Annotated in this window: 17 protein-coding genes and 1 pseudogene; 5 read left to right on the plus strand and 13 right to left on the minus strand. The window is 33.3% G+C overall.

The window, feature by feature from the left end:
* Positions 1-175 precede the first annotated feature (175 nt).
* From purT to tsaE, 10 genes and pseudogenes are all read right to left on the minus strand, one after another.
* Positions 176-1,357 (minus strand): formate-dependent phosphoribosylglycinamide formyltransferase, encoded by a 1,182-nt coding sequence (gene purT, locus GQ589_RS10185; RefSeq protein ID WP_160425993.1) that lies wholly within the window; start codon positions 1,355-1,357, stop codon positions 176-178.
* Between the two features lie 77 nt (positions 1,358-1,434).
* Positions 1,435-2,733: an adenylosuccinate synthase gene (locus GQ589_RS10190; RefSeq protein WP_160425995.1), complete on the minus strand. Its 1,299-nt coding sequence runs from the start codon at positions 2,731-2,733 to the stop codon at positions 1,435-1,437.
* Between the two features lie 15 nt (positions 2,734-2,748).
* The gene (hflC, locus tag GQ589_RS10195; RefSeq protein ID WP_160425997.1) at positions 2,749-3,678 is read right to left on the minus strand and encodes a protease modulator HflC; all 930 of its coding nucleotides are present in this window, start codon (positions 3,676-3,678) and stop codon (positions 2,749-2,751) included.
* A gap of 10 nt (positions 3,679-3,688) precedes the next feature.
* The gene (gene hflK, locus GQ589_RS10200; protein ID WP_237399220.1) at positions 3,689-4,924 is read right to left on the minus strand and encodes an FtsH protease activity modulator HflK; all 1,236 of its coding nucleotides are present in this window, start codon (positions 4,922-4,924) and stop codon (positions 3,689-3,691) included.
* Positions 4,925-4,931: 7 nt separating this feature from the next.
* Positions 4,932-6,227, minus strand: coding sequence for a ribosome rescue GTPase HflX (gene hflX, locus GQ589_RS10205; protein ID WP_160426000.1), 1,296 nt, complete (start codon positions 6,225-6,227; stop codon positions 4,932-4,934).
* A gap of 20 nt (positions 6,228-6,247) precedes the next feature.
* Entirely contained in the window at positions 6,248-6,496 is a 249-nt protein-coding gene (gene hfq, locus GQ589_RS10210) for an RNA chaperone Hfq (RefSeq protein WP_160401395.1), read from the minus strand.
* A 228-nt stretch (positions 6,497-6,724) separates the two neighbouring features.
* A complete protein-coding gene (gene miaA / locus GQ589_RS10215; RefSeq protein WP_160426002.1) occupies positions 6,725-7,639 on the minus strand; it encodes a tRNA (adenosine(37)-N6)-dimethylallyltransferase MiaA in 915 nt (304 codons plus the stop codon).
* Positions 7,636-9,486, minus strand: a complete 1,851-nt coding sequence (gene mutL, locus GQ589_RS10220; protein WP_160426004.1) for a DNA mismatch repair endonuclease MutL — start codon at positions 9,484-9,486, stop codon at positions 7,636-7,638. The genes miaA and mutL overlap by 4 nt, the downstream gene beginning before the upstream one ends.
* 20 nt (positions 9,487-9,506) lie before the next feature.
* A pseudogene (locus GQ589_RS10225) lies at positions 9,507-10,211 on the minus strand (N-acetylmuramoyl-L-alanine amidase); the annotation flags it as partial.
* Between the two features lie 62 nt (positions 10,212-10,273).
* On the minus strand, positions 10,274-10,747 hold the full coding sequence (tsaE, locus tag GQ589_RS10230; protein ID WP_160412801.1) for a tRNA (adenosine(37)-N6)-threonylcarbamoyltransferase complex ATPase subunit type 1 TsaE: 474 nt from the start codon (positions 10,745-10,747) through the stop codon (positions 10,274-10,276).
* Positions 10,748-10,879: 132 nt separating this feature from the next.
* Here tsaE and tusB point away from each other — a divergent pair, with 132 nt between their 5' ends.
* The 3 genes from tusB (at position 10,880) to GQ589_RS10245 (ending at position 12,954) form a co-directional block, all read left to right on the plus strand.
* Positions 10,880-11,161: a sulfurtransferase complex subunit TusB gene (tusB, locus tag GQ589_RS10235; RefSeq protein ID WP_160426006.1), complete on the plus strand. Its 282-nt coding sequence runs from the start codon at positions 10,880-10,882 to the stop codon at positions 11,159-11,161.
* 118 nt (positions 11,162-11,279) lie between these two features.
* Positions 11,280-11,843 (plus strand): Sua5/YciO/YrdC/YwlC family protein, encoded by a 564-nt coding sequence (locus GQ589_RS10240; RefSeq protein WP_160426008.1) that lies wholly within the window; start codon positions 11,280-11,282, stop codon positions 11,841-11,843.
* A gap of 4 nt (positions 11,844-11,847) precedes the next feature.
* Complete coding sequence (locus GQ589_RS10245; protein ID WP_160426009.1) at positions 11,848-12,954, plus strand: anhydro-N-acetylmuramic acid kinase; 1,107 nt, start codon at positions 11,848-11,850, stop codon at positions 12,952-12,954.
* Positions 12,955-13,249: 295 nt separating this feature from the next.
* On the opposite strand, the gene GQ589_RS10250 is transcribed toward GQ589_RS10245, so the two are convergent.
* Positions 13,250-14,029, minus strand: coding sequence for a Cof-type HAD-IIB family hydrolase (locus tag GQ589_RS10250; RefSeq protein ID WP_160426011.1), 780 nt, complete (start codon positions 14,027-14,029; stop codon positions 13,250-13,252).
* Position 14,030: 1 nt separating this feature from the next.
* Entirely contained in the window at positions 14,031-14,714 is a 684-nt protein-coding gene (gene hda / locus GQ589_RS10255) for a DnaA inactivator Hda (RefSeq protein ID WP_160412819.1), read from the minus strand.
* Positions 14,715-15,357: 643 nt separating this feature from the next.
* On the opposite strand from hda, the gene mnmG reads away from it, so the two are divergent.
* Positions 15,358-17,250: a tRNA uridine-5-carboxymethylaminomethyl(34) synthesis enzyme MnmG gene (gene mnmG, locus GQ589_RS10260; protein WP_160426013.1), complete on the plus strand. Its 1,893-nt coding sequence runs from the start codon at positions 15,358-15,360 to the stop codon at positions 17,248-17,250.
* Entirely contained in the window at positions 17,228-17,827 is a 600-nt protein-coding gene (gene rsmG, locus GQ589_RS10265) for a 16S rRNA (guanine(527)-N(7))-methyltransferase RsmG (protein ID WP_160426014.1), read from the plus strand. Before mnmG ends, rsmG begins: the two co-directional genes overlap by 23 nt.
* A gap of 44 nt (positions 17,828-17,871) precedes the next feature.
* Here rsmG and GQ589_RS10270 read toward each other — a convergent pair whose 3' ends face one another.
* Entirely contained in the window at positions 17,872-19,107 is a 1,236-nt protein-coding gene (locus tag GQ589_RS10270) for an N-acetylmuramoyl-L-alanine amidase (protein ID WP_160426015.1), read from the minus strand.
* Positions 19,108-19,443: the final 336 nt, after the last annotated feature.

A 19,443-nucleotide genomic window follows, 5' to 3' on the forward strand; every position in this document is an offset into this window, starting at 1 on the left:
TCTGTTTCTTCTTTTTAAAGAGCTAACAGCGTTTAATTAACTCAACATTTCGTCGCTTTACTTCGCTGTCTCAAGGGTTGCGTATGTTACTCACTTCACTCCTACACGTCAACCCCTATTTTAAAAAATTTGCTTTTTTTGAATTAAGTGATTTTTTTTTGCACAAAACACGCTTTTATAAGGTTATTTTTATTTGTTTTACTACATTAATAGCCTTATTAATCGCTTCTTTGGGCGTTACCGCTTTAGCTAGTGCAACGCCCATTCTTCTTATTCCTTTTATTTCTGGTTTGCCAAATAGACGCAAATCTGTTTGTGGCTCACTTAATGCTTTATCTAAATTAGCAAAAGAAACTTGTTTTGAATTCCCCTCTACCATTAAAACGGCTGAAGCGCTTGCTCCATATTGTTCAATAATAGGAATAGGTAGTCCTAATATTGCTCTAGCATGTAATGCAAATTCAGATAAATTTTGTGAAATAAGTGTAACCATACCTGTATCATGAGGACGAGGAGAAACTTCGTTAAACCAAACTTGATCACCTTTAACAAATAATTCCACACCAAACAAACCACGCCCACCTAAAGCATCAGTTATTTTAGTTGCAATGCCTTTTGCTAAGTTTAATGCCTTGTTGGACATTTGCTGTGGTTGCCAAGATTCTCGGTAATCACCTTTTTCTTGACGATGTCCGATAGGTTCACAAAATGAAACCCCATGAATATGCCTAACGGTTAACAATGTCACCTCATAATCAAAATCAATAAAGCCTTCAATGACAACTTTTCCACCGCCTGCTCGCCCACCATCTTGCGCATATTTCCATGAAGATTCAATATCTGCTTCACTTTTTAATAAAGATTGCCCTTTACCTGAAGAACTCATAACTGGTTTAACCAAACAAGGAAAACCAAGTTCCTTAACCGCTGCTTTATACTCTTCTTCATTTGATGCAAACCGATAGGAGGATGTTGGTAAGTTTAATTCTTCGGCGGCAAGTCGACGAATACCTTCCCGATTCATAGTCAATTGTGTGGCTTTTGCGGTAGGAATAACAGTAAAACCATCTTTTTCCAATTCAATTAATGTATTGGTTGCAATTGCTTCTATTTCAGGAACAATATAATCTGGTTTTTCTATTTCAATGGTTTTTTTTAAAGCATCACCATCTAACATATTAACAATATGGTAACGATGAGCGACTTGCATTGCTGGTGCATCTGGATAACGATCCACCGCAATCACTTCACACCCCAATCGCTGTAACTCAATAACAACTTCTTTAGCTAGTTCACCTGCACCACATAGTAATACTTTAGTTGAAGCCGGTGATAACGGAGTACCTAATCTTGTCATAATTACCTTTATGTTTATTAACTAATATATTCCAAAATAAAAAATCGGGATATAGTCCCGATTTTTAATAAACTAAGTTATGCTTCATAAGGATCGCGCAAAATCATTGTTTCACTACGATCTGGACCTGTTGAGATTATATCAATTGGCGTTTCAGTCAACTCCTCAATTCGTTTAATATAATCTTTTGCTGCTTGTGGCAAGGCATCATAACGCTTAACACCAAAAGTTGACTCACTCCAACCAAGCATTGATTCATAAACAGGTTTGACTAAACTCCACTCTTCAGCTGCTGCTGGTGCATTTTTTATCACATTACCGTCTGGTAATTGATAACCAACGCAGATTTTTATTTCCTTAAGCCCATCTAATACATCAAGTTTAGTTAAACAAAATCCAGAAACAGAATTGAGTTGTACTGCTTTACGAACAGCAACTGCATCAAGCCACCCTGTACGACGACGGCGACCTGTCGTTGCACCAAATTCATTACCTTGCTTACAAAGGTATTCACCCACATCATCAAATAACTCTGTTGGGAATGGGCCAGCACCAACACGTGTAGAGTAAGCCTTAACAATACCAAGTACATAACCAACATAGCGAGGACCAAAACCAGAACCTGTCGCAACGCCACCAGCTGTAGTATTAGAAGAAGTAACAAAAGGATAAGTGCCATGATCAATATCAAGTAATGTACCTTGTGCACCTTCAAACATGATCTTTTCGCCTTTTTTACGGGCATCTTCCAATAAAGCAGGCACATCAGCAATCATTGAGATCAGAATATCGGCAATTGCTAATGTATCATCTAAAACTTTCTGATAGTCTACAGCTTCTGCTTTATAATAATTAACTAATTGAAAATTATGATACTCCATCACTTCTTTTAGTTTTTCAGCAAAAGCTTGGCGATCGCGTAAATCACCAACACGGAGTCCACGACGAGCAACTTTATCTTCATAAGCAGGTCCAATACCACGCCCAGTTGTTCCAATAGCTTTACTGCCACGCGCTTTTTCACGAGCTTGATCTAACGCAATATGATAAGGCAAAATTAAAGGACATGATTCAGAAATAAGAAGCCTTTCTTTAACAGGAATGCCGCTATTTTCTAACTCTTTCATTTCTTTCATCAAAGCATCAGGGCATAGCACAACACCATTTGCAATAATGCTTATTACATCATTACGTAAAATTCCTGATGGAATTAAATGTAATACTGTTTTTTCACCATTAATCACTAATGTGTGACCAGCATTGTGCCCACCTTGATAACGAACAACATACTTTGCTTTTTCTGTGAGTAAATCAACAACTTTACCTTTGCCTTCATCACCCCATTGTGTACCTAACACAACAACATTATTACTCATAGATTATTTACTCATTTAATTATTAGATTTTAATTTCATATATTGCAAAAACTCACTGTCAGGGCTAATAACCATGACATCATTACCAGTAAAGCTTTGTTCATAAGCTTTCAAACTACGGATAAAACTAAAAAATTCTACATCATTACTAAAAGCATCAGCATAAATTTTAGCCGCATTAGCATCTCCTTCTCCACGAATAGCTTGAGATTGCCGTTCAGCTTCAGATAATATTTTTGTGACTTCCAGTGTCACCTCTGCTTGTATTTCATTCGTTCTATTAACACCTTTATCGTATTGATTTTCTTTCATTTTTTCATAAATAGATTTAGATACTTCTTGAGGAAAATCAATTTTCTTTATACGAATATCAACAATTTCAATACCAAAAGATTTTATACTTATTTTATTACTTTCAGAATCTTTTTCAGCCTCACTAACAATATTTTCTGCTGATTTATTTTCAACAGTTTCCTGAGTGGGAGCGTTTAATGCATTTTTAATACTCGCCAAAATAGAAGTATGAAAACCATTAAGAATATCAATAGTATCTAGTTTGCCAATTTCAGTCTTTAAACAACTATTTACTTGAGCAAACAATAAATTTTCAACACTATTATTTCCTGTAGTAATAGCTTCGTAGTATCGATTAAAATCAACAACTCTCCATTGTACAAAATAATTAACAACTAAATCTTTATTTTCACGAGTTATGAATTTTTGATCCCGATCCGTGTTATTTGAATTATTAATAGTTCGGATCTTAGCATCAATAACTTTAACCTTATCCATTCCCGGAATTTTAAAATGCAATCCAGGATCAGATAATTTTATAATTTTATTAAATCGTAAAACAACACCACGAGTTCCTTCTTCGACAACATAAGCACTAGAAAAAAACAAACCAACTAAAATCAATATTATAGGAATCAATAATTTGCGCATATTTATCTCCTTATTTCCCTAAAAACCGTGGAGTCCGCGCAGTATTGCCGACATTAGAGTTATTCGTGCTGTTTTTAACCTCTTTAGGTGATTCCACTGTTGTCTGAGACTGATCTTTTACTGCTTCAGAAGAACTCGATGTATCTTTACTATTTTGGTTTGGTAAAGCCCCTAAATTAGAATTTTTTTCATTTTTATTTTTTAACAGTTGTTCTAATGGTAGAACCATTAAATTTCCACTTTTATCATTAACTATAATTTTGCTAGTTTTGGCTAATATCCTTTCCATCGTTTCAATATATAAATGTTCTTTTGTAAGTTCTGGTGCCACTTTATATTGTGGTAAGATTTTTTCAAAACGAGCCACATCACCAGCAGCTTCAAGTTCCACTTTTACTTTATATGCATTTGCATTAGCTAGCATAACAGCAGATTGAGTTTTTGCTTCTTCAATTTGTTTATTCTTTTTATTTATAGCTTCATTTATTTCATTTTTTTTATCTTTCTGAGCTTTCATAACATCATTAAAAGCTTCTTGTACTGCTTTAGAAGGACTAACTGTTTGGAAATTAATATCTACTATACCAATTCCCATATTATAATTACTGATAATATTAGTTAACTCATCTTTTATACGATTTACTAGTTCAGAACTACCATCAGTAAGGTCACTATTCACACCAGATCTATCAAATTCAGTATACAAAGCACTATCCGCTGCTTGTTGTAGGCTATCTTTAACATTAGTGACATTAAATAAATATTTAATAGGATCGACAACACTATATTCTACCTTCATACCAACAAAACCCAAATCATCACCGGTTGTTATCATAAAACCGTCTAGATTAAAATTATGCGTACTTTGTGTATCAACTTTATACACTTTATCAACTAAAGGTAGATTCCAATTTAATCCAGGCTGAATAATTTCGGGTTGAACTTTACCAAAGCGAGTAACCACACCACGTTCATTTTGATTGATAACATAAAAACCGCTCATACCCCAAATAATAACCAGTAAAACAACTACAGATACAATAATTCTAGTAGTATTCATCGGTAATTTAATCCCAGAGCCACCTCTATTATTACCAAAATTACCTTTTTTAAATAATTTCTTAACGTTATCAAATAAACCAGTAGACGAATTATTAGTTGGTTTTTTGTTATTATTATTACCCCATGGATCGTTATCTTGTCCGTTATTACCGGGCTGATTCCACGCCATATTTATATGCTCCATTTAACAATTAGTTGCTATTTTGTTTATCGATTAAGTATAACAGATCTGGCTCTTGTTTACAGAGACGATTCCATTCAATTAAAGGCATTCTCACATCTAAATGAAAACTACCATCATCATTAATAAATTCATGTTCTACCGCATTTAGCTGATAAAAACGACTTCTAAGCCTTGCCAAATGAGTTGGTAAGCTTAATTGACAAACTTGAATTTGTTTAGAAAGCCTTTCTTTTAATGCAATAAATAAAAGATCTAATCCTAAACCATTTTGCGCTGAAATCCAAACTCGAATTGGCATACCATGTTCATCTCGATCAATACTTGGTTGTTTACTTTCTATTAAATCAATTTTATTCATAACAAGTAATGTTGGAATTTCGTGAGCATCGATTTCAAGCAACACTTCATCAACGGCATGCATATTATCCAATAAATTAGGATCTGCTGCGTCAATGACATGTAGTAACAATGTTGCTTCTTGCGTTTCAAGTAATGTTGCTTTAAAAGCCGCAATAAGATCATGAGGTAAATGGCGAATAAAACCAACAGTATCAGCTAAAACAACTTCACCAACATCATCAACAATAACTCTTCGTAGCGTTGGATCAAGTGTAGCAAATAGCTGATTAGCAGCATACACATCTGCATTTGTTAATGCATTAAATAGTGTTGATTTACCAGCATTAGTATATCCAACTAAAGATACTGTTGATAAATCAGCTTTATTTCTTGATTGACGATTTTGATTACGCTGTTTTTCAACTTTAGCAAGTCTTGATAAAATTAACTGAATACGATGACGAATCAACCTTCTATCTGTTTCTAATTGAGTTTCACCGGGCCCACGTAAACCAATCCCACCTTTTTGTCGTTCTAAATGTGTCCAACCCCGAACTAAACGGGTAGAAAGATGCTGTAATTGCGCTAATTCAACTTGCAATTTACCTTCATGAGTTCTGGCGCGTTGCGCAAAAATATCAAGAATTAAGCCTGTTCTATCAACAACACGGCATTTACACAATTGTTCTAAGTTACGTTCTTGGGAGGGAGTTAAAGTATGGTTGACTAAAATAACAGAAGCATTAAGTTGCTTAACCTTTTCTGCTACCTCTTGCGCTTTACCTTCACCAATAAAATATTTGGTCTGAGGCGCTTTTCTTGAAGTTGTCACAATATCGAGAATATCTATTTGAGCAGAAGAAACTAAAACTTCAAACTCTTTAAGATCCTCGATATCGCTTTCTTGGGGGAAGAATACATGGACTAATAAGGCAGTTTCACCACCTTTATATCGTTCAAACAAGTAAATTCTCCACTAAAATATTAGCTTTCATCTTCCTCTTCAGATTGAGACACTAATAGTCCAGAAATAGGTCTAGATGGGACAACTGTTGAAATAGCGTGTTTATATACCATTTGGCTGACAGTATTTTTTAACAAAATAACAAACTGATCAAATGATTCAATTTGTCCTTGCAGCTTAATACCATTAACTAAATAAATTGACACTGGAATATGCTCTCGACGAAGCAAATTTAAATAAGGATCTTGTAATGACTGCCCTTTTGACATGAGTTTATCCTTTAAAATGATAATAATGTGATGGTAAAATAACTGTAATAAAAAATAAATATCTATTTAATTTTAAATATAAGATACTTGTTTAACGTGTACCAAAATAACACAAAAAACCCAGCTATTAAACCTGTCAATTTAAATTTATGCAAAAATAACTAAAATTTTAATAAATTTACAAAATAATAGAAAATAAATACTAAAAAAACAAAAATAAATTTAAAGTCAGAAAACATGATCAAAGACGTTACTAATAATATTATTAGAATCTAACCATGTAACGGGTTGCTTCCAATTACGAAGCCACGTAATTTGTCTTTTAGCTAATTGTCTTGTGGCACAAATACCTTTAAAAACCATTTCGTCATAACTTGTATCACCATTTAAATATTCCCACATTTGACGATAACCAACACAACGAATAGAAGGCAAATTTAAATGCAAATCAGCTCGCTGCATGAGTACTTTAACTTCATTTTCAAATCCGTCATCAAGCATTTGTAAAAAACGTTGCTCAATACGCTCATGTAATTGAGATCTATCTTGCGGCATAATAGCAAATTGCATAATATCGTATGGTAATGCTTTACCACTTTCTCGTGTAAGTTCTGTTAGGCTTTTACCTGAAATCAAATAGACCTCTAATGCTCGATTAAGACGTTGAGGATCATTAGGATGAATTCTTTCAGCAGAAACAGGATCCACTTTTTTTAATTCTTCATGAATCGCTTTCCACCCTAATTTATTAGCTTTATTCTCTATTTGCTCACGAATTTCACTATTAGCCACAGGAAGAGGAGAAAGCCCTTCAATCAAAGCTTTAAAATAGAGCATGGTACCACCTACCAATAGAGGAATTCGCCCCTTTTCCAATGACTTTTCAATTTCCATCAATGCATCCTGCCGGAAATTTGCAGCTGAATAACTTTCTGCTGGATCACAAATATCAATCAATTTATGTGGATACTTTTTTTGTTCTTCTTTAGTTGGCTTAGCGGTACCAATATCCATACCACGATAAATTAAAGCTGAATCGACACTTATAATATCAACGGGATAACGATCATAAAGCATCATAGCAAATGCTGTTTTACCAGAGGCTGTTGGTCCCATTAGCGAAATAATTTTTGGTTTGTTCATGATAAAACTGATTGTGTTAAAAATTGTATATCAATCGGATATAAAAATGATTCTTGATGTAACAAATTAATATCCACTTGTTCTAACTGAGCAAGTAAATGAACTACGTTATCCACACTCCAATTTGCTGCATAATTATCATTATACTGGCTGGCTAACCAAGCTGAAATTTGAGTTGGTTCGAAAAATTCCTTTTCTGATGACAAAATAAAAGCGATTAAAGCAGGTAACACTTTTTGCCAATTGATAGAGCGTAATGTTTTAGGAACATTTTGCAAATATAGCTTTGCTTTATCAATATAAAAATCAAACCCTAAAGAATTTAATTGTGTTTGGTTAGTAATAAGAACTTGCTGCTCTTTATGATTAATTAAAATGGTTAATGGGATAAGCAATTTTTCAGATTCTTGTGACAATAACTTAATCTCGATAACTTTTTGTTGAGCAATAGGTAATTTCATTAGCATTAATTTTTGCTGATTATCTTCATATTTTTCAAGTAAAGCAACGTCAGGTTGGATAACCGTTAACACCCGACCAAATTGAACTAATTTTGATCTATCAATTTGATTCTTCAATGATTGTAATGATGTATTTCGTTTAGGAAATAATGCTTCAATCACCGCTTTTTGTGGTTCAGTGATTTTATCTTCTTCTACTACTGAAATTGGCTTTTTGAACTCAATTTGTGTGACTCCTTGAAAAGGTTCAACATGGACTAACTGACCATACAACGCATTTTCTTTAATATAATTACTTGTTTTTTTCTTTGGCTCATTAATTACCTGATAGGGTTTATGAATCGTTTGTTGGTTAAAAATATTTTCACCTGCAGCTTGACGATTGGGCGTTATTGTTGGTTTTTCTTCTGTTACTGGTAGATTAGAATCAAGCGCCATAACAATCGCTTGATAAACAAAATCATGAACTAACCTAGCTTCATGAAAACGGACTTCATGTTTAGTTGGATGAACATTAACATCGACTTGCTTAGGATCAATTTTTAAAAAAATCACATAGCTCTGTTGCTCATTAGTTCGACTAACATAAGCTTGACGTAGCGCATGATTCAGTAATTTATCTTTGATAACTCGACCATTTACATAAAAATATTGTAAATTACTTACTTCACTACTAGTAACCCAACCTTGAATAAGCAAATCATCATGCTGCCAGTCAAGTTTTATCGCTTTTTGCATAAAAGATCGTCCACAAACTAATTCAACCCTTTTTTCTAGAGAAGATAAACGATACTGTTTTATTAATTTACCATTATGTTGCAAATTAAAAGTTACATCAGGACGAGATAGCGCAATACGCCGAACAAATTCCTCGATATGCATAAATTCGGTTTTTTCTGTTTTTAAAAAACGACGCCTTGCAGGCGTATTATAAAACAGATCAAGCACTTCCACAGTAGATCCCACTGGGTGAGCCGCTGGTTTAATAATAGGCTTCATATCTCGACCTTCAGCATAAACTTGCCATGCCTCAGATTGTTCTAAAGTGCGTGATGTTAATGTCAATCTAGCAACCGAGCTAATACTCGCTAAAGCCTCACCACGGAAACCAAGACTAATAATCGCATCTAAATCATCTAATGAGCTAATTTTACTGGTTGCATGACGCGCAAGCGCTAAAGCTAATTCATCTTTCGCAATACCGCAGCCATTGTCACGAATACGAATTAATTTACAACCACCTTGCTCAAGCTCTATATCAATTTGAGTACTACCCGCATCAAGGCTATTTTCAACTAACTCTTTAATAACAGAAGCTGGACGTTCTACCACCTCACCAGCTGCAATTTGATTAGCTAATTGGGGTGAAAGAATATGAATTGTCATTAATGCTGCTCTCCAAATTTTGGATTTTGTTTAACATAATTTTTTATACCTTGATAAATAGCTTTAGCTATTTTATCTTGATGAGCATTACTACCAAGTAAAGTTTCTTCATTTTGATTAGAAATAAAGCCAACCTCAACTAAAATAGATGGGATATCTGGCGAACGTAATACGCCTAAACTTGCATGTTCAGGAACTGATTTATGTAATTTTATTGTTCCCTTCATCTCTTTTAATACTTGCTTTGCTAGCTCGTAACCCACTTGTTGAGAATAAGAAAACTGTAAATCTAATACCGCTTGACTCAAATGGGGATCATGATCATCACTAAGTGCATCACCTGCTCCACCAAGTAATTGTGACTGCTTTTCGTCTTGTTCAAGCCAACGACCAAGTTCAGTGTCAGCTCGCTTAGTTGATAATACCCAGATCGAGGCACCTGTTGCATTCTGATTTGGCGCAGCATCAGCATGAACTGAAACTAACAAATTAGCTTTATTTTTTCTAGCGATTTCAGAACGTTGTGAAACAGAAATAAAATTATCACTGCTACGGGTTAATACCCCTTTAAAATTAGGATCTTTATTTAATAAATTAGTAATTTTTTTAGCAATAGAGAGGGTAACTGTTTTTTCATATAACTTATTTTTTCCTATTGCGCCGGAATCTTTTCCACCATGCCCCGCATCAACAGCAATTACAACTTTAGCTGCATAGGCAGAACTACAAAGCAGCAATAAGATAAAAAAAGTGAGTAGTTTTTTCATTGTCTTTTTATTGTTTATTTCTATTGTAATAAATTAATAATCGCTTGACCTTTTTTGCTTATTGCCTGTATTGAAACGGTTCGTGCTAGCTCTAAATAAGCTAAATCAATTTCAAGATCTGCACTTGGCAAAATACCGTTAGCTTGCTGCGGCCACTCAATTAAACAAATTGCTCGTGAAGAAAAATATTCACGAATTCCCATAAACTCTAGTTCTTCTGGGTCACAAAGCCGGTACAAATCAAAATGATAAACTGAAAAATTATCAAATTGATACTGTTCTACTAATGTATAAGTAGGGCTTTTTACATTACCAACATGTCCTAATTGCTGTAAAAAACCACGACTAAACGTCGTTTTACCGGCACCAAGATCACCGATTAAATAGATAATAATTGTATCATCATGCTCAGATAAATAGTTTAAACACAGTTTGGCAAGTTTACTACCAAACAAAATAGTTTGTTGCTCATCGCTTAAAATAATTGGTTTCATGATGAATTCTTTGCTCAATAAATAGTTCTCATTATATACTAATAACCATCAAAGATGTACTAACCAAGATAAGCTTGGCTTTGTAAAAAACTTATCAGGAAATACTACGTTTTAGTATAAGAAGTGAAAATAATGCTACATACTATATCAACAACAAATCAATCAACCATAAATCCACAATTAATATCAGCTCAAGACGCCGTATTGTTCTGGCAAAATGGTGTTTTTCTAGCTCTAAAAAACAACTCATTATTGAATGATATTATGAACAAAACCGAGCATTGCTATATTATAAACAGCGATATAGAAGCTAGAGGACTAAAAAAAATGATTGATTCAAGACTTAAAATTATTAATATACAACAAGTTGTTGAACTTACAGCTAACAATTATCCCCAAATAAACTGGGAATAACAATAGCGCTTAAAACTTATCATTATAACGATTTAAAAGCTAAATAATACCAATTTACAAAACCTACGACCTAGGGTTAATATAAATCACATTTATACTCAGCTCATATTCAAATTTAATGGCTAATTTATTAACTTTACCAGAAATCAATAATTGTTTAAAAAATGGCGAAGTAATTGCTTACCCTACTGAAGCCGTTTTTGGTTTAGGTTGTGATCCTGATTGTGAATTAGCCATATTAAAACTTTTACAACTAAAACACCGTTCAGTGGATAAAGGCTTGATTTTAATTGCTAGTCATTACCAACAACTGATTCCCTATATAGATGAATTAGCTATCACTAATGAACAAAAACAGTTAGCACTTACTAACTGGCCAGGACCTATTACTTGGATTTTTCCTAAAAATAAAAAAACCCCCTACTTTTTGACAGGTAAATTTGACTCAATTGCAGTGCGGGTCACCAATCATCCCTTAGTTTGTAAACTATGCGATCTTTATGGCAAACCGATAGTTTCAACCAGTGCTAATCTTTCTAACCATGAACCTTGTAAAACAGCCATCGAAGTAGCCAAACAATTTGGCCAGAATTTTCCGATTTTAGAAGGCGAAACAGGCCATCGATCGCAACCATCCGAAATTAAAGACATCAAAACAGGGCGAATCATTCGACAAGGATAAAATTATGCAAAATTTATATATTGGTGTGATGTCAGGAACCAGCATGGATGGAATTGATATTGCTATAGTCAATATTATTGGAAAACATGTCACATCAATAGCTAGTAGTTGCTACCCAATGCCCACTAACTTAAAGCAGCAATTATTAACATTATGTGAAAAAAAGCAAACCACATTACAAAATCTGGGTGAATTAGACTATCAGCTTGGTGGATTATTTGCTGATAGTATCAATCAATTTTTAAAAGACAATAAAATAGATAAACAACAAGTAAAAGCAATTGGTTGCCACGGGCAAACTATTTACCATGCACCAAACGGTGAAAATCCATTTACCTTACAAATTGGCGATGCCAATATTATCGCTGCAAAAACAGGAATCACCACCATTGCCGATTTTCGTCGAAAAGATATGGCATATGGAGGACAAGGAGCGCCACTGGTACCCGCTTTTCATAAAGCGGTACTACAAGATCCACAAATTAATCGTGTAGTATTAAATATAGGAGGAATTAGTAACATTTCAGTATTAATCCCTAACCATCCTACTATTGGTTACGATACAGGACCAGGGAACGTACTGCTTGATTGCTGGATAAGTCAAAATCTAGGTAAAAGTTATGATAAAGATGGACTGTGGGCAAAAACAGGAAAAGTTAACCAAGATTTATTAAATAAATTATTTGATGAAGATTATTTCAAAATACTAGCACCTAAAAGTACAGGGCGTGAGTTATTTAATTTAACTTGGTTACATAAAAAACTTACTCATAGCCAATTACCGCCTCAAGATATACAAGCAACATTAGTTGAATTTACGGCTTCATCTATTGAGCGTGAAATTAATAAATTAACTATTGAAAAACAATTACCTTGTCAGTTACTAGTTTGTGGTGGGGGAGCAAAAAACCCGATTATTATGCAAAGATTAACAGAATTACTACCAAACTGGCAGGTTATGGCAACAGATGAAATAGGAATAAATAGTAATGATATGGAAGCAATCGCCTTCGCTTGGCTCGCTTATTGTCGAACCAACAATATTCCATCAAATATTCCCGAAGTAACCGGAGCAAGCCAAGCTGTTTGTTTGGGGGTAGTTTATCAATAAAAATTTAATTTTTATACCTACATAAAAAATAGACCTTATTCTATTTAGGTAGTTTGACTAATAACCTTATCCTTTTCATCAAAGGATGATTTTTTCAATCACAACTTTACCATTAACATACTTTTTTCTATATTCAATTATTTTTTGATTATTATATCTATACAAAGTTATCTTGCTCATAATCCATTATAGATTCAACAAATCCATCTTCATTCCAACTAGTATAAGCAACAAATAACACCCCATCGATATAAATTTTTTACTAGTTAACTTCCCATTTTTTTATAAGAAAATTCTAAATCAACCCAAATTTTTGTAACGCTTTAGCAATGCCATCATTATCATTGGTATCTGCAACAAACTCAGCTTTCTCTTTTAATTCATCAACAGCATTCCCCATAGCAATAGGATGATCAACCGTTAAAAACATTTCAAAATCATTCATTCCATCACCAAAAGCATAAGTTGGTACATCATTAAACCCCTTATTTTGTAATAGTTTAGTAATACCATTACCTTTAGAACCACCATGATTAAAGACATCAACACAATAAGGCGTATTACGAATAAATGTTAATTCAGGAAACCTATCCCGATAATTTGACTCACCTTGTTCACATAACAATAACAGCATTTGGATTGGCTCTCTTAAATAGATTTCATCATCAATAAGAGGGACTTCTTGTTTTAAATAATTATAAAAGGTCTTAGTTGGCAGACTGTTTTCTGAAACTCGCATCTTTTGATAATTATAAAATGAAAGCGGTATATTCATTTCATGTTTAGAAAATTCATAAATTCTTGCAATAATATTTTTATCAATACTATTAGTATAAACCAATTCCTTTTCGTAAATAACTACTTGACCATTCATACCAATAATCGAGTTAATCTTAGTTTTTTCCATTAAATCAATAGTTTCACAAGGTGTTCTACCGGTTGCAATTATTGGTATAATGTTATTTTTTTTTAATTTTTTTATAGCCTCAAAAGAACTGGGTGATACATCAATGTCACTATTAAATAGTGTCCCATCTAAATCAAAAAAAACGATAGCTTCAGGTTTCTTAATCATATTACAAATCCAAAATATGTTTAATAAAAGGAATAGTTAACTTACGTTGTTGCGCAAGCGTAGCTACTTCAAACTTTTCCAACAAAGAAAACAGTGTACGCATATCACGATTAACACGCTTTAATAAAAATAGCCCAACTTCTGTTGATAATTCAAACCCACTTAGTTGTGCTCTTAATTGTAAAGCTTTAAGCTTATCATCATCGCTAAGTTCTTTTAATTGATAAACTTGTCCCCAAGATAATCTAGAAACTAAATCAGGTAATATAAAAGAAATTTGTTTAGGTGGTGCATTTGCAGTTATTAATAATTTGCTCACATTTTTTTCGGTCAACCGATTAAATAAATCAAAAATAGCCTCTTCCCAATATTTATGACCTGCTATCGCATCAATATCATCTAAACAAACTAAATCGTAATTATCTAGTCCCTGTAATATTTCAGGCACTAAGTGATAATGCTGTTTTAAAGGAATATAACTGGCTAACTTATGTTGACTTGATGCATGTAAAAGGTGAGTCCGACCCGCAGCACTAGCCGACCATATATAAAAGACATTAAAACCCTCTTTACTTAGTAAAGTTTGTAATGAATCAAACAACAATCGATTATCACCTACATAAAAACTATCAAAAGTTTCATTATTAGGTAACAAAAAAGGCAAAGGCAGCTGCGAAAGAGTAATAAAATAACCTCGTTATAAAAATACAATTATGTTAAGTATAAATTTGCTTTTATAAAAATCAATAAGTTTTATAGAAAAGAAAAATATCCTACACTTTAAATTATTTAGCCCATACTTTATAAATTACACAAATATAATTTAATAATTTAAAACTTTTATAGAACCATTTTGATCACATAATTAGATCATAAAATAATAAACCACTCAACTAAGTATAAAATAAAAACAATAAAAGCTAAAAATTAAGCAAACAAATTTATTTTTTTGTGGATAACTCTGTGACAAAAGGGGATCATAAGTTGTTATAAGCCTATTAACAACCTAAAACCAAAAATCAATTGTGAATAACAATAACACTTATCAACAGAATTAAAACAAAAAAGATCCGATCAATTAACACAATTAAGTGATCGTTAAGATCTAATAAAATAATAAAAAAATAGAGTTACCCACAAAAAGGATCCAACTTAATAATAATAAAAATAAAAAGATCATCTAAAAGATCTTATTTAAATTAAAGCGCGATCAAAATAGATCATTTGACGTAATCAAAAAGATGAGTAAAATTCCCTACGCTAAATAAACCAAATCACCCGATCTAAAATAGAGATCACCTGTACACAAAATAAATACGAGGCTTTTTATGTTTTATCCAGATCTTTTTGATGTCATCATCGTTGGTGGAGGCCATGCAGGAACAGAAGCAGCAATGGCATCAGCAAGAATGGGAAGAAAAACACTACTTTTAACCCACAATATCAATACATTAGGACAAATGTCTTGTAATCCTGCCATTGGTGGTATTGGCAAAGGTCACTTGGTTAAAGAAATTGACGCCATGGGTGGTTTAATGGCTCAGGCTATTGATCATGCTGGGATCCAATTTAGAATATTAAACAGCAGTAAAGGTCCTGCGGTTAGAGCTACACGAGCACAAGCAGATCGATCCCTCTATTGCAAAGCAATCAGAACAGCACTTGAAAATCAAGAAAACCTCATGTTATTTCAACAATCAGTTGAAGATGTGATCATTGAAAACGATCAGATCATCGGTGTAAAAACCCAAATGGGAGTATCATTTAAAGCAAAAACTGTAGTACTAACAACAGGTACTTTTTTAGACGGAAAGATCCACATAGGGCTTGATAATTATAGTGGTGGCAGAACAGGTGATCCTGCTTCGATAGGTTTATCAAAATCACTACATCAATATCCATTCAGAATGGGACGCTTAAAAACAGGTACCCCACCCCGTATTGATGCAAGAACGATTGATTTTTCAAAATTAGGCACACAATATGGCGACGATCCTGTACCTGTTTTCTCATTTTTAGGCAATTCAAGTGATCATCCAAAACAGATCCCTTGCTATATAACAAGTACAAACGAAAAAACACACGATATAATCAGATCTAATTTAGATCGTAGCCCAATGTATACAGGGATCATTGAAGGTGTAGGGCCAAGATATTGCCCATCGATCGAAGATAAGATCATGCGTTTTGCTGATCGAAATTCACATCAGATCTATTTAGAGCCGGAAGGATTAGATAGCAATGAAATCTATCCAAATGGGATCTCAACAAGTCTACCTTTTGACGCTCAGCTTGCTTTTGTTCGTAGCATGAAAGGGCTTGAAAATGCAAATATCGTCAGACCAGGTTACGCGATCGAGTACGATTATTTTGATCCAAGGGATCTTAAGCCAACACTTGAAAGTAAAGTGATCAAAGGTTTATTTTTAGCTGGACAAATTAATGGCACAACAGGCTATGAAGAAGCTGCCGCTCAAGGCATGCTAGCAGGTTTAAATGCAGCTCGTTTTGCATATGATCAAGATCAATGGCATCCAACACGGGATCAAGCTTACTTAGGTGTACTAGTAGATGATCTTTGTACACTTGGTACTAACGAACCATATCGTATGTTTACTTCTCGTGCTGAATATCGTTTAATGTTACGTGAAGATAATGCAGACATTCGGTTAACAGAAATTGGCCGTAACCTTGGCATGGTAGATGATTATCGCTGGCAACGTTTTAATGAAAAATTCGAAGCCATTGAACAAGAAAGAGCACGTCTGCGTGATATATGGGTTCATCCTCATATAGAAACAATTGACGAAGTCAACGCAGTATTAAGTGCTAATTTAACCAAAGAAGCCAATGGTGAAGAGCTACTTAAACGGCCTGAAATGAATTACCAAACCTTAAAATCACTTTCGCTATTTGCACCTGGATTAACTGATGCACAGGCTGCTGAACAAGTTGAAATTCAAGTTAAATATGATGGTTACATTAAACTGCAAATTGAAGAAATTGAACGCCAAAAACGCAACGAAGAAACACTAATTCCTGCACATATTGATTATGCTGAAATATCAGGATTATCAAACGAAGTGGTTGCTAAATTAAAGCAACACAAACCGGTTTCTATAGGGCAAGCTTCACGCATATCAGGAATAACGCCTGCGGCTATTTCAATGTTATTAGTTTATTTAAAAAAGAAGAATTATGTTAAAAAAGAAACTCACTAACCTAATTGATCAAACGGATCTTTTGATTACTGGATCACAAATAGATCAATTGATCCATTACGTTGAAATGCTCAATAAATGGAATAAGGCTTACAACTTAACCGCTGTACGTGATCCTAATGAAATGCTAGTTAAACACATTATGGATAGTTTAATGGTATCACCTTATTTAACAGGAAACACCTTTATTGATGTTGGTACTGGCCCTGGATTACCGGGAGTTCCACTGGCAATTATTAATCCAGATAAACAATTTGATCTAGTTGATAGCTTAGGTAAACGTATTCGTTTTTTAAAGCAAGTTCAGTTTGAACTTAAATTAACAAATATCACTCCAATACAAAGCCGAATAGAAGATTATCACGATAAAAAGTTTGATGGTGTTATTAGCCGAGCTTTTGCTTCTTTGCAAGATATGCTTAATTGGTGTAAACATTTACCGGATCAAAAAGGATCTTTCTATGCTTTAAAAGGAAGTGAGATCGATTCAATTCCAGCAGGTTTTATGCTTAAACAACATATTAAATTAACGATTCCGGGATTAGATGCAGAAAGATGTTTAATTATTATTCAATAATTTCATATTAAAAAATTTAGTTAACTTTAAGTATCTTTATAAAATTACTTTTTACGCTTTTTAATATAATCTTTGACTCCATCAAAGATCGCCTTTGATACTTGATTTTGGAAAGCAGCCGTTTTTAGTTTTTTCTCTTCTGCTGTATTACTAATAAAAGCCGTTTCGACTAAAATAGAAGGGATATCAGGTGCTTTTAGTACAGCAAAGCCTGCTTTTTCAAGAAAAGGCTTATGTAGCTTATTAACTTTTTTCATTCTATTTAAAATAGCATTACCAAGTAACACTCCATTACTTAGCGTTGTTTTTTGAACCAAATCTAAAATAGTATTATCCAAATACTTATCACCACTGCGGCTAACACCTCCTATTTGATCGGCTTCATTTTGTGTTTGCGCTAAATAACTGGCTGCCGAACTACTTGCTCCACCAGTAGATAATGCAAAAACAGATGAACCACCAACTGAACGATTAGCAAAAGCATCTGCATGAATAGAAATGAATAGATCTGCACGGAGTGAACGGGCTTTAGCAACACGTACTTTTAATGGAATAAATACATCTTCATTACGTGTCATATAGACTTTTATATTCGGTTCTTTTTTTAGTAAATTATAAGTACGACGTGCAATTTGTAAAACAATATCTTTTTCACGCGTTTTATTGTAGCCAATAGCACCAGGATCTTCGCCACCATGCCCTGGATCTAGTACCACAATAATCGGAGCATTTTTATTTTTATTAGTTGGTGATTTTATCTCAGATTGTTTTTTATTGAGCTCTCCTTTTTTATATTCTTCTAAAAGTGCAAGTAAAGGATCATCATTTTTGCTTGAAGCGGGTTTAGAAGGATAAAGATCCATCACTAAACGATGCTTAAATTTAGCTATCGGAGATAAGGCAAAAGTATTAGGTTTAACATCCTGTTTTAATTCGATCAAAATTCTAACTATTTTTGGATCGCGTTGAACAACGCGTATCGATTTTATATAAGGATCATGCTTTAATACTTTTGAAGAAATATTTTTTAAGATTGGATTTAAACTAATATTGTTTATATCAATTGCGATCCTATTAGGATTACTCAATAAAAATTGTTTGTATTTTAAGCTGATATTTGATTCTAAAGTGATCCTTGTATAGGTTGATGAAGGCCACACACGCACAGCAACAACTTGTGCCATTGCTGCTGCAAAGCCTATACGAGTAACAGATAATAAACAAGTCGCAATAATACCTTTAACTAATAGGCGCTTTGTAGGACTAAATGTCTTTGTCATATATTAAACACTTTATTTGTTATCGTAATTTGCCGCGGATAATAGCATAAAATAAAAATAGATAAAAAAGAATGATTATCATAATTGATTATTTTTGATAAATAAATAAACCTTTTTAATCTCTTTATTCTTTTTTTATCGCCAAAGAAGAATATTAAATTAACTCGTTTTATATTTAATATTTTTAATAACAACTTATTTAATCCACTTATTACCTTTTATTCAAAGTTATAAAAACAAGCTTTACTTTATATTGTCATTTTTTAATTTATTATAGACCCTACAATAACAAAAGATTACAATATGGCACGCTAAAATCGCGGATTTAAACCCGTT

It is taken from the genome of Gilliamella sp. Pas-s27 (assembly GCF_009795865.1).
In the GTDB taxonomy this organism is placed as follows: Bacteria; Pseudomonadota; Gammaproteobacteria; order Enterobacterales; family Orbaceae; genus Gilliamella.

Coding starts and splice junctions, on each gene's coding strand:
- purT (WP_160425993.1), bottom strand. CDS start 1,357: ATGACAAGATTAGGTACTCCGTTATCACCGGCTTCAACTAAAGTATTA.
- GQ589_RS10190 (WP_160425995.1), bottom strand. CDS start 2,733: ATGAGTAATAATGTTGTTGTGTTAGGTACACAATGGGGTGATGAAGGC.
- hflC (WP_160425997.1), bottom strand. CDS start 3,678: ATGCGCAAATTATTGATTCCTATAATATTGATTTTAGTTGGTTTGTTT.
- hflK (WP_237399220.1), bottom strand. CDS start 4,924: ATGGAGCATATAAATATGGCGTGGAATCAGCCCGGTAATAACGGACAA.
- hfq (WP_160401395.1), bottom strand. CDS start 6,496: ATGTCAAAAGGGCAGTCATTACAAGATCCTTATTTAAATTTGCTTCGT.
- miaA (WP_160426002.1), bottom strand. CDS start 7,639: ATGAACAAACCAAAAATTATTTCGCTAATGGGACCAACAGCCTCTGGT.
- mutL (WP_160426004.1), bottom strand. CDS start 9,486: ATGACAATTCATATTCTTTCACCCCAATTAGCTAATCAAATTGCAGCT.
- tsaE (WP_160412801.1), bottom strand. CDS start 10,747: ATGAAACCAATTATTTTAAGCGATGAGCAACAAACTATTTTGTTTGGT.
- tusB (WP_160426006.1), top strand. CDS start 10,880: ATGCTACATACTATATCAACAACAAATCAATCAACCATAAATCCACAA.
- GQ589_RS10240 (WP_160426008.1), top strand. CDS start 11,280: ATGGCTAATTTATTAACTTTACCAGAAATCAATAATTGTTTAAAAAAT.
- GQ589_RS10245 (WP_160426009.1), top strand. CDS start 11,848: ATGCAAAATTTATATATTGGTGTGATGTCAGGAACCAGCATGGATGGA.
- GQ589_RS10250 (WP_160426011.1), bottom strand. CDS start 14,029: ATGATTAAGAAACCTGAAGCTATCGTTTTTTTTGATTTAGATGGGACA.
- mnmG (WP_160426013.1), top strand. CDS start 15,358: ATGTTTTATCCAGATCTTTTTGATGTCATCATCGTTGGTGGAGGCCAT.
- rsmG (WP_160426014.1), top strand. CDS start 17,228: ATGTTAAAAAAGAAACTCACTAACCTAATTGATCAAACGGATCTTTTG.
- GQ589_RS10270 (WP_160426015.1), bottom strand. CDS start 19,107: ATGACAAAGACATTTAGTCCTACAAAGCGCCTATTAGTTAAAGGTATT.